The 8,579-nt window shown below is 70.9% G+C and carries 10 protein-coding genes and 1 pseudogene; 3 read left to right on the top strand and 8 right to left on the bottom strand.

The window, feature by feature from the left end; translation table 11 throughout:
- Together DKL51_RS05300 and DKL51_RS05295 are read left to right on the top strand one after the other, a co-directional pair.
- On the top strand, positions 1–231 hold a 231-nt coding region (locus DKL51_RS05300), incomplete at its 5' end, for a transposase (protein ID WP_148097728.1).
- A gap of 397 nt (positions 232–628) precedes the next feature.
- Complete coding sequence (locus tag DKL51_RS05295) at positions 629–1,810, top strand: low temperature requirement protein A (RefSeq protein ID WP_109943519.1); 1,182 nt, start codon at positions 629–631, stop codon at positions 1,808–1,810.
- A 72-nt stretch (positions 1,811–1,882) separates the two neighbouring features.
- Here the strand turns inward: DKL51_RS05295 and DKL51_RS05290 are convergent.
- Together DKL51_RS05290 and DKL51_RS34750 are read right to left on the bottom strand one after the other, a co-directional pair.
- Positions 1,883–2,179 (bottom strand): annotated as a pseudogene (locus tag DKL51_RS05290) (transposase); the annotation flags it as partial.
- A 71-nt stretch (positions 2,180–2,250) separates the two neighbouring features.
- Positions 2,251–2,400 carry a hypothetical protein gene (locus DKL51_RS34750; RefSeq protein WP_165823050.1) on the bottom strand — a complete coding sequence of 50 codons (150 nt, stop codon included), beginning with the start codon at positions 2,398–2,400 and terminating at the stop codon, positions 2,251–2,253.
- Positions 2,401–2,621: 221 nt separating this feature from the next.
- Here DKL51_RS34750 and DKL51_RS35570 point away from each other — a divergent pair, with 221 nt between their 5' ends.
- Positions 2,622–2,966 carry a hypothetical protein gene (locus tag DKL51_RS35570; RefSeq protein WP_243422261.1) on the top strand — a complete coding sequence of 115 codons (345 nt, stop codon included), beginning with the start codon at positions 2,622–2,624 and terminating at the stop codon, positions 2,964–2,966.
- Positions 2,967–3,485: 519 nt separating this feature from the next.
- On the opposite strand, the gene ptsP is transcribed toward DKL51_RS35570, so the two are convergent.
- Genes ptsP through mtlA form a run of 6 tightly spaced genes read right to left on the bottom strand, consistent with a single transcriptional unit; the run spans position 3,486 to position 8,468 of the window.
- A complete protein-coding gene (gene ptsP, locus DKL51_RS05280) occupies positions 3,486–5,153 on the bottom strand; it encodes a phosphoenolpyruvate--protein phosphotransferase (RefSeq protein WP_124811792.1) in 1,668 nt (555 codons plus the stop codon).
- On the bottom strand, positions 5,146–5,427 hold the full coding sequence (locus DKL51_RS05275) for an HPr family phosphocarrier protein (protein ID WP_109943736.1): 282 nt from the start codon (positions 5,425–5,427) through the stop codon (positions 5,146–5,148). The genes ptsP and DKL51_RS05275 overlap by 8 nt, the downstream gene beginning before the upstream one ends.
- A 42-nt stretch (positions 5,428–5,469) precedes the next feature.
- Complete coding sequence (locus tag DKL51_RS05270; protein WP_109943737.1) at positions 5,470–6,510, bottom strand: zinc-dependent dehydrogenase; 1,041 nt, start codon at positions 6,508–6,510, stop codon at positions 5,470–5,472.
- Entirely contained in the window at positions 6,510–6,977 is a 468-nt protein-coding gene (locus DKL51_RS05265; protein ID WP_109943738.1) for a PTS mannitol transporter subunit IIA, read from the bottom strand. Before DKL51_RS05265 ends, DKL51_RS05270 begins: the two co-directional genes overlap by 1 nt.
- A complete protein-coding gene (locus tag DKL51_RS05260) occupies positions 6,970–7,278 on the bottom strand; it encodes a PTS lactose transporter subunit IIB (RefSeq protein ID WP_109943748.1) in 309 nt (102 codons plus the stop codon). Before DKL51_RS05260 ends, DKL51_RS05265 begins: the two co-directional genes overlap by 8 nt.
- A gap of 5 nt (positions 7,279–7,283) precedes the next feature.
- On the bottom strand, positions 7,284–8,468 hold the full coding sequence (gene mtlA, locus DKL51_RS05255; RefSeq protein WP_109943739.1) for a mannitol-specific PTS transporter subunit IIC: 1,185 nt from the start codon (positions 8,466–8,468) through the stop codon (positions 7,284–7,286).
- Positions 8,469–8,579 lie beyond the last annotated feature (111 nt).

Genomic DNA, 8,579 nt, shown 5'->3' with positions numbered 1-8,579 from the left:
CGCCACGTCATCCCGGAACGGTCCGACCAGGTCGCCCGCCGGGCGGCCAAGGGCAGCGCCGGCGGCAGACCACCAGCCTTCGACACCGTGATCTACAAGAAGCGCAACGTCGTGGAACGCTGCTTCAACCGACTCAAGCAGTGGCGTGACCTGGCCACCCGCTACGCCAAACGCGCATCCCTCTACCGATCCAGCCTCGTCCTCATCGCCGCAATCATCTGGCTTCCATGATCGACAGGACAGGCCCTAGTTAGGCCGATCGGCTGGCTGTCAAGGTGTGTCGATGCTGAAGCGAGCAGCGGAGCTCCGGTAGAGAGGTTGTCACTCCAAGACATCCCGAAACCAGGAGCTCCGCTTGTCGTGTTTCAGGACCTGCATGACAGATCGGTATCAGGACCTGGGTGACACTCCGCCGCCTGTAGCACCGGCCGGAGGCCTGGGCCAAGGTCGACGACCTGATCCGCGCGGGCGGCGACGGATGGAAGGAACTCACCGACCTCTATCGCCGCCCGGCGGGTAGACGGAGCCGCTCGAGCCCGAGCCACCGCAGCACATCCGCATCTGACGGCGCTGCCGTGTGGTACGACTGCCGGAAAGCTAGACAGAAACGGCAGAAGCGGGCGAGCAGATGACGAGTGGGGCAGCCGGGCTCCTGCGACGACCCGAGGAACCACGAGCGACGTACCTGGAACTGTTCTTCGACCTGGTGTTCGTCTTCGCGCTCGCACGGCTCTCGCAGGGGCTGCTGGACCAGCTGACCTGGAGCGACGCCTTCCAGACGCTGGTGTTGCTGCTGGCCCTGTGGACGGTGTGGACCCACACGGCGGGCCTCACGGAGAGGTTGAACCCGCACCAGCCGCTGATAGAGCTGCTGGTGATCGCGACCATGTTCGGCACCCTGCTGATGGCCGCCGCAGCGCCGGAGGCGTTCGGCGAGCATGGTCTGGTCTTCGCAGGCTTATACGTCGCCACCCAGATCGGCCGCAGCGCCGCCGCGGTGCTTCTGCTGCGGGGCCACGAGGCGCGGGGCGCCTTCGCGCGGCCACTCTTCTGGAACTGCGTGTCCGCAGTGCCGTGGATCGCCGGCGCTGTCGCGCACGACACGGCCCGTGCGGTCCTGTGGGCGCTGGCGGTGACCGTGGAGTACGGGGCACTCATATTCGGCTTTCCCACACCGCGGCTGGGTCGCGCCCGTGCAGCCGAGTTCGCAATCTCCGCCCCACATCTGGCCGAGCGCTACCGGCAGCTGTTCATCATCGCGCTCGGCGAGCTCATCCTGGTCACCGGTTTCACCTTCAGCCGCGGCAGGTTCGAGCCCGACCGGATAGCCGCGGTCGTGGTCGCGTTCACCACCACGGCGCTGCTGTGGCGGATCTACATCCACCGCGCCGGGCGGCTGCTGGCGGAGGCCATCGCAGCCGCCCCCGACCCATTCCGCGCGGTCATCCCGGCGAATTACGCCAACCTGCTCATGGTCGCCGGCATCGTCGCCATCGCCGTCGGCGACGAACTCGTCATCGACCACCCGCTCGGACACACACCACCGGCCTGGATCACCGTCATCCTCGGCGGACCCGCGCTGTTCCTCGCCGGACGGGGCATGTTCGAGTACACGGTGTTCGGCCGGATCTCCCGCTCCCGGCCGATCGGGGTCCTCGTACTCGCTGCCATATCACCGGCGGCGTTCTACCTGCCGCCGCTGCTGGTCGCCATCGCACCTGCCCTCGTCCTGGCCGGAATCGCCATATCCGACGCAGCCCGTGCCCGAGGACGCCCACCCGAGCCGCCCTCACCACCTGGTCCGAATTGAGTACGTTGCCGGCAGCGAGGGGAGTGTCCGATTTCCGGCTCTGGCACAAAGACGGTGGTGATGGCTGGTCGCTCAGGGGAGCAAGATCCTTTGTCGGAGGAGCAGGAATCCGGCGCGGCCGTACACCTGCCGCTTGAGGAACTTGACCTTGGTACTGCCTTCGATCGGACCGTTGCTGAAGGGCAGGGTGAGCCCGGCGACGATGGCCGGCATGTCCTTGCGTAGGCCGTGGACGAAGGCGCGCAAAGGGGGCAGGTCGCCTGCCTCGACCGCGGCCATCCAGGCGTCGAGGTCATGGCCTCGACGGGTGGTGAGCAGGCCGGCGAACTCGCGGATCCGCTGGGCCAGAGCAGCACAGCTGCGGGCATCTGGCGAGTAGGTCGCCCAGGTGGCTGCGCTGGTGAGCGAAGCCGAGGTCTACCGGCAACTCGGCCTCCGGCTCACCAGCCGATGGAACCGACCGCGCCGGCGTCGGTCCGCAGGCCGCTGTCTCCGGTACGCCACTGCAGGAAGGTCCGCACCTTGAAGGTGAGGGACACGCCGGCGAGGTAGAACCCGAGCGCGAGCAGCGCAACCCGCTTACGGTTCATCGGTGCAGCAGCCGTCTTCGCGCCACGCCTGCCGGACTTCCTTCACGGCAACGCGGCGATGACCAGCGCTGCGAGGGGTGTGCCTGCCATCCGCCCTGCTCAGGGCGAACTCGTCGGAACCTGGGCGACCGATCACGGCTGGTTCGGCTTGTCACCTGACCGATCGGTGTCGGTGACTACGGGATGATGCCGCCTCGTGCTGCTGCGACTGGCCTACCTCGGTGTGGCCAACGTGTTCGCGCTGCTGCGGCTGGGGGCCCTACAGCGATCACGACAAGGACATCGAGATCCTCATCCTGCGCCACCAGATCGCCGTGCTGCAGCGCCAGCTCGGCGACCAACGCGTCCGATTCCAGCCCGCCGACAGGGCCCTGCTGGCCGCCTTGCTGCGCCCACTCCCCCGGGCCGCGCTGCGGCAGCTTCGGCTGCTCGTGCACCCGGACACCATCCTGCGCTGGCACCGCGACCTGCTCGCCCGCCGCCACGCCATCGTCTCCCGACCCCGCCGACCCCGGCGGCCCCGCACACTGGGCTCGATTCGCACCCTGGCCCTACGGCTGTCCTGAGAGAACAACAACTGGGGCTACCGGCGCATCCACGGCGAACTGCTCACCCTCGGATCAAGATCGCCGCCTCCACCGTGTGGGAAATCCTGCGCGAGGCCGGCATCGATCCCGCACCGGACAGGTCAGCGACGACCTGGGCCGCATTCCTCCGCTCGCAAGCCAGGCGCTGCTGGCCGCCGACTTCATCGAAACGATCACCGCGACCGGGGCCCGCCGACCTCGCGGTCATCGAACGTCGCTGGGCTGGTCGACCAGGACCACCCAGCGCCGGATCCACGCGCTGATGGCAGACCTGGGTGCCACTACCCGCTTCCAGATGGGCATGAGCGCCACAGCGCGTGGCTGGCTGTGACTCTCTGGACCCAACCGGCGCCGGGCGGAACACGCTCTCGATCACCCTTCGATGATCGATTCCCGGCCTCCGAGACCGCGGTCGGGCGTTGCAGGTTGCCGGCCAAGACAGCCGTCGGAGATCGTGTCACACGGGAGATCTCCGACGGCTTCCGCCGACCTGCCGGATCAGTCCGGCACCGGCCTGGCCTCGCTCCGGACGGTGGCCCGTGCGTGCTCGGCATCCTCGGCGGCCAGCGCGAGCTTGGCCAGTCGGGCGCAGTCGGCAAGGGTGTGCGCGGCCAGCGCCGCCCGCACGGGCGCCAGGGCCCGCGGCGACATCGACAGGCTGGTCACGCCGAGGCCGGCGAGCACCACCGCGAGCAGCGGATCGGCGGCCGCCTCACCACAGACGCCGACCGGCTTCCCGGCTGCGCCGCCGGCGGTCGCGCAGGCCGCGATCAGCTGCAGCAGCGCCGGCTGCCACGGATCGAGCAGCTCGGCCAGGTCGCCACACTGCCGGTCGGCGGCGAAGACGTACTGGCTCAGGTCATTGGTGCCGATGCTGAGGAAGTCGACCTGGTCGAGCAGTTGCGGGGCGCGCAGCGCCGCCGCCGGCACCTCCACCATGACGCCGACGTTGGTGAGGCCGGCGGCGCGCGCGATCGTGGCGAACTCGCGGGCCTCGGCGGCGGTGGCCACCATCGGCGCCATCACCCGGACGTCGGCGCCGGTCCGCCGGGCGGCCAGGTCGATCGCTTCGAGCTGGACCCGGAGCACCTCGGGTCGGCGTCGGGCGACCCGCAGACCGCGGACGCCGAGGGCCGGGTTGGGCTCGCCGGCCTGGTCGAGGAAGGGCAGTGGCTTGTCGGCGCCGGCGTCCAGCGTCCGGATCACCACGGGGCGGCCCGCCATCGCCGCGAAGACCTCGGCGTACGCCCGAACCTGCTCGTCCAGGCCGGGCGCCGTGCTGCGGTCGAGGAAGAGCAGCTCGGTACGGAAAAGCCCGACGCCCTCGGCCCCGGCGGCCTCGTCGCCGTGCAGCTGGGCCGCCGAGCCGATGTTCACCAGTAGCTTCACCGCGTGCCCGTCGCCGGTGCGGCCGGGTCCCCGGCTCGGGGTGGCTCGATCGCGCCGGGCGGCCGCCGCGGCGCGAGTGGCCGTCACCAGCGCCTCATCGACATCGGTGACCACCTCGCCGGAACCGCCGTCCACCCGGACCACCGTTCCCTCGGGCACGCTCAGCGCGCCGGCGCAGGAGACCACCGCGGGCAGGCCGAGTGACCGGGCCAGGATGGCGGTGTGGCTGGTCGGGCCGCCCGCCTCGGTGACCAGTGCGAGCACCTGCTCCGAGTCGAGGTCCGCGGTGTCGGCCGGCGCGAGGTCGCGCGCGGCCAGCACGTACGGGTGACCCGGGGCCGGGACGCCGGGCATAGGCCGCCCGAGGCTCGCGGCGACCGCGCGGTCCCGGACGTCGTCCAGGTCCGTGACCCGCTCGGCGAGGTAGCCGCCGGCCGCCTGGAACGCCCGGCGGTGTTCGGCGAAGGCGTCGGCGATCGCGTGCGCGGCGTCCCGACCGCCCCGGATCACGTCGGCGATCGTCTCGCGCAGGACCGGGTCCTCGGCCATCATCGCCTGGGCCCGGAGGATCTCGGCCGCCTCCGGCCGCCGCGCCGCATCGGCGCGGCGGCGCAGCTCGGCGGCGACCGCGGCGAGGGCCGAGTCGGCCCGCGCCAGCTCCGCCTCGACGTCGGCGACGACGGTCGGCTCCGGCAGCCGGGGCGCCGGGGCCACCCGCAGCAGCGGACCGGCGGTCACGCCGGGGCTGACCCCGATGCCGGTCAGCCGCTCAGGCATCGACCGGCTCCTCGTCGAGGTTGCGGCGCAGCAGGTCGGCGAGCGCGTCCAGGGCGGCCTCCGCCCCGTCGCCCTCGGCGGCAAGAATCAGCTCGGTGCCGTGGGTCGCACCGAGTGACAGCACCGAGAGCATGCTGCGGGCAGGAACCGGCCGGCCGCCCGGCCGCCGGACGCTGACCGCGACGGGCTGGGCGGCGGCGGCCGCGACGAAGATGGCGGCGGGGCGGGCGTGCAGCCCGCTGGTCGACCCGACGGGGACGGTGCGTTCGGGCATGACGACTCCTAGGGGTGATGGATCCGGGTGGATCCGAGCCGGTCAGGGCTCTATGGTGACTTTGATGCCGGCGCCGCGGGAGACGATGTCGAATGCCTCGAGGGCGTTCTCCAGCGGCAGCCGGTCCGTGATCAGATCCGCGACCGGCACCGCACCGCTGGCGATCAGCTGCAGCGCCGCCTTGTTGTGCGCCGGGCTGGACCCGTTGGCGCCGACGATGGTGAGCTCGCGGTAGTGCACCAGGTTGGCGTCGAGGGCGATGACCGGCTTGTCCTTGGGCAGGCCGCCGAAGAAGCTGATCCGGCCCTGGCGGCCGACCATCTGCAGTGCCTGCTCCTGCGCCGCCCCCGAGGCCGCCGCGATGATGACGACATCCGCGCCGGCGCCGTCGGTCAGCTTGAGGACCGCGTCGACCGGGTCGGTCTCCGCAGCGCAGACCGTGGCGTCGGGCGCGACGAGCGCCGCCGCCATGTCCAGCCGGTCCCGGTTGAGGTCGACCAGGGTGATCCGGGTGGCGCCGCGGGCCCGGGCGAGCCGTACGTGCAGGCAGCCGATCGGGCCGGAGCCGATGACGACGACGTCGTCACCCTCGCCGACCCGGGCCAGTTCCTGACCGTTGAGGACGCAGGCCAACGGCTCGGTCACCGACGCCTCGGCGAAGCTGACCCCGTCCGGGATCCGGTTCAGGCCGTCGACGGCGAGCACCTTGGCCGGGACGACCATGTGCTGGGCGAAGCCGCCGTCGTAGTGGTAGCCGATCGACTCCTGGTTGGGGCAGACGGTCATCCGGCCGCGGCGGCACTGGTCGCACCGCCCGCACGGAATCGCGGCGATCACCTGGACCCGGTCACCGGGTTGCCAGCCGGTCACCTCGGCACCGACCTCGGTGACCTCGCCCGCGACCTCGTGGCCCATCACCCGCGGCGGGTCGATGTGGTGATGGCCGAATCGCCAGATCTTCACGTCCGTGCCGCAGGTGGAGCAGTTGCGTACCCGGATCTTGACCTCTCCCGGTCCCGGGGTCGGTTCGGGTGCGTCCTCGATCCGCACATCACCCGGAGCATGGAAGCGAACAACCTTCATCAGTCTGTCTCCTCGTCGACCGGCTTGAGCAGCCGGAGAATCTCGTCGGCCTCGGTGGCCTCGCGCAACGCCAGGGCCCGCTCCGGATCCAGCAGGACCTCGGCCAGCTGGGCCAGGAGCGCGACGTGACCGTCGCCGCGGGCGGCGATCGCCACGCAGAGCACGACCTGCTCGCCGCCCCAGTCCACGCCGGCGGGGAAGCGGAGCACCGCGAGCGCGTCACGGCGTACGGCGTCCTTGCCGGCGAGCGTGCCGTGCGGGATCGCCACCCCCTCCCCCATGTACGTCGAGACCGACCGCTCCCGCGCCAGCATCGCCTCGACGTAGGACGGGTCGACGGCCCCGATCTCGACCAGCACCGCACCGCTGCGCCGGATCGCGTCCTCCCGGTTGGCGGCGGTCTCGTCGAGCCGGATCGCCCGGCGGTCGAGCAGCGCGGCGAGGTCCCCGCTTGCCACCTCAGCCATCGACCGCGCCGCCGTTCTTGACCGCGGCGACCACCTTCGCCACCGCCGGATCGCCGATGAACACCTGGAACGGCACGATGACCTTCTCGGGCGCGTTCGCCCGGGCCCGTGCGGCTAGCCCGGTGTGCACGACGACCAGATCGGCGTCGGCGGGGATGTGATCGACCTGGGTGTGCTCCACGGCCACCGAGTGCTTGCTGAGCTGTTTGCGCAGCTGGCTGGCGAGCATCACGCTGCTGCCCATCCCGGCGTCGCAGGCCACCACGATCTTGTGGATGTCGCTTCCCTGAATCGTGCTCATCTGGTTCACGCCTCCGAAACTGCGGTGGAGTTAGCGGTTGCGGCCGCCCCGGCGGTCTGGCGCGGCGCGGCCGCCCCCTCGCCGCCCGGCGGGACCGTGGCCTCGGCGTCCCCGGTGCCCGGCTGTTCCGTCTGGGCGTCGCCGTTGAGTCGACCGAAGCCGAGCAACGCCGCCGCCACGAAGAAGGTGACCGCCGCCGCGATGAGGATGCCGAGGACGACTCCGAACCAGCTGCCACGAGGCGTGACGGCGGCGTAGGCGAAGACGCTTCCCGGTGACGGGGTGGCGACCAGGCCGGCACCGGTGATCATGAAGGTGGTGACTCCAGCGGCTCCACCGGCGATCATCGCGAGGATGAGCCGCGGCTTCATCAGCACGTACGGGAAGTAGATCTCGTGGATGCCGCCGAGGAAGTGGATGATGATCGCGGCCGGCACGCTGGGGCGCAGCGCGCGGGGCCCGAAGAACAGGAAGGCCAGGAGCAGCCCCAGGCCCGGGCCGGGGTTGGACTCGATCATGAAGAGGATGGACTTGCCCGTCTCGGTCGCCTGCGCGACACCCAGCGGGCCGAGAACGCCGTGGTTGATGGCGTTGTTGAGGAAGAGCACCTTCGCCGGCTCGACCAGGACCGAGGCGACCGGCAGCAGGTTGTGCCCGACGAGCCAGTCGACACCGTGACCGGCGAGGTTGGTGATGGAACGGACGACCGGGCCGATCACCCAGACCCCGACCAGCGCCATGCCACCGCCGATGATTCCGGCCGAGAAGTTGTTGACCAGCATCTCGAAGCCGGCCTTGATGCGGTGCTCGAAGGCGTTGTCGAAGAGCTTGACCAGGTACGCGGCGAGCGGGCCGACCATCATGGCGCCGAGGAACATCGGCACCTCGCTGCCGACCACGATGCCCATCGTGGCGACGGCACCGACGACGGCGCCGCGCTGGCCGTGCACCAGCCGGCCACCGGTGTAGCCGATCAGCACCGGAAGCAGGACGGTGATCATCGGGCCGACGAGCTGGGCGAGGTGGGCGTTGGGTATCCAGCCGGTGGGGATGAAGAGCGCGGTGATCAGACCCCAGGCGATGAACGCGCCAATGTTGGGCATGACCATGCCGGCGAGATAGCCGCCGACCCGCTGAATCCCTGCCTTGATGCCGGTACCCGTGACGGCGGGGGTGTAATCCGTGGCCATGGGAGGCCTCCTGTTCGACTGCCGGCTGAATTGCCGGTGGTGGGGGTTGGGGGTGGGTTCAGTCAGTCCCGGGTGAGCAGTTGCCGGACCAGGTCCGGCCGGTGGTGGATG

The sequence above is a fragment of the Micromonospora globispora genome (genome assembly GCF_003857015.1).
GTDB classification, from domain to species: Bacteria; Actinomycetota; Actinomycetes; order Mycobacteriales; family Micromonosporaceae; genus Micromonospora; species Micromonospora globispora.
Note: the sequence above shows the minus strand (reverse complement) of the source record. Positions and strands in the feature narration are given on the sequence as shown.

Coding starts and splice junctions, on each gene's coding strand:
- DKL51_RS05270 (WP_109943737.1), bottom strand. CDS start 6,510: ATGAAGGTTGTTCGCTTCCATGCTCCGGGTGATGTGCGGATCGAGGAC.
- DKL51_RS05295 (WP_109943519.1), top strand. CDS start 629: ATGACGAGTGGGGCAGCCGGGCTCCTGCGACGACCCGAGGAACCACGA.
- DKL51_RS05260 (WP_109943748.1), bottom strand. CDS start 7,278: ATGAGCACGATTCAGGGAAGCGACATCCACAAGATCGTGGTGGCCTGC.
- mtlA (WP_109943739.1), bottom strand. CDS start 8,468: ATGGCCACGGATTACACCCCCGCCGTCACGGGTACCGGCATCAAGGCA.
- DKL51_RS05275 (WP_109943736.1), bottom strand. CDS start 5,427: ATGCCCGAACGCACCGTCCCCGTCGGGTCGACCAGCGGGCTGCACGCC.
- ptsP (WP_124811792.1), bottom strand. CDS start 5,153: ATGCCTGAGCGGCTGACCGGCATCGGGGTCAGCCCCGGCGTGACCGCC.
- DKL51_RS34750 (WP_165823050.1), bottom strand. CDS start 2,400: ATGAACCGTAAGCGGGTTGCGCTGCTCGCGCTCGGGTTCTACCTCGCC.
- DKL51_RS05265 (WP_109943738.1), bottom strand. CDS start 6,977: ATGGCTGAGGTGGCAAGCGGGGACCTCGCCGCGCTGCTCGACCGCCGG.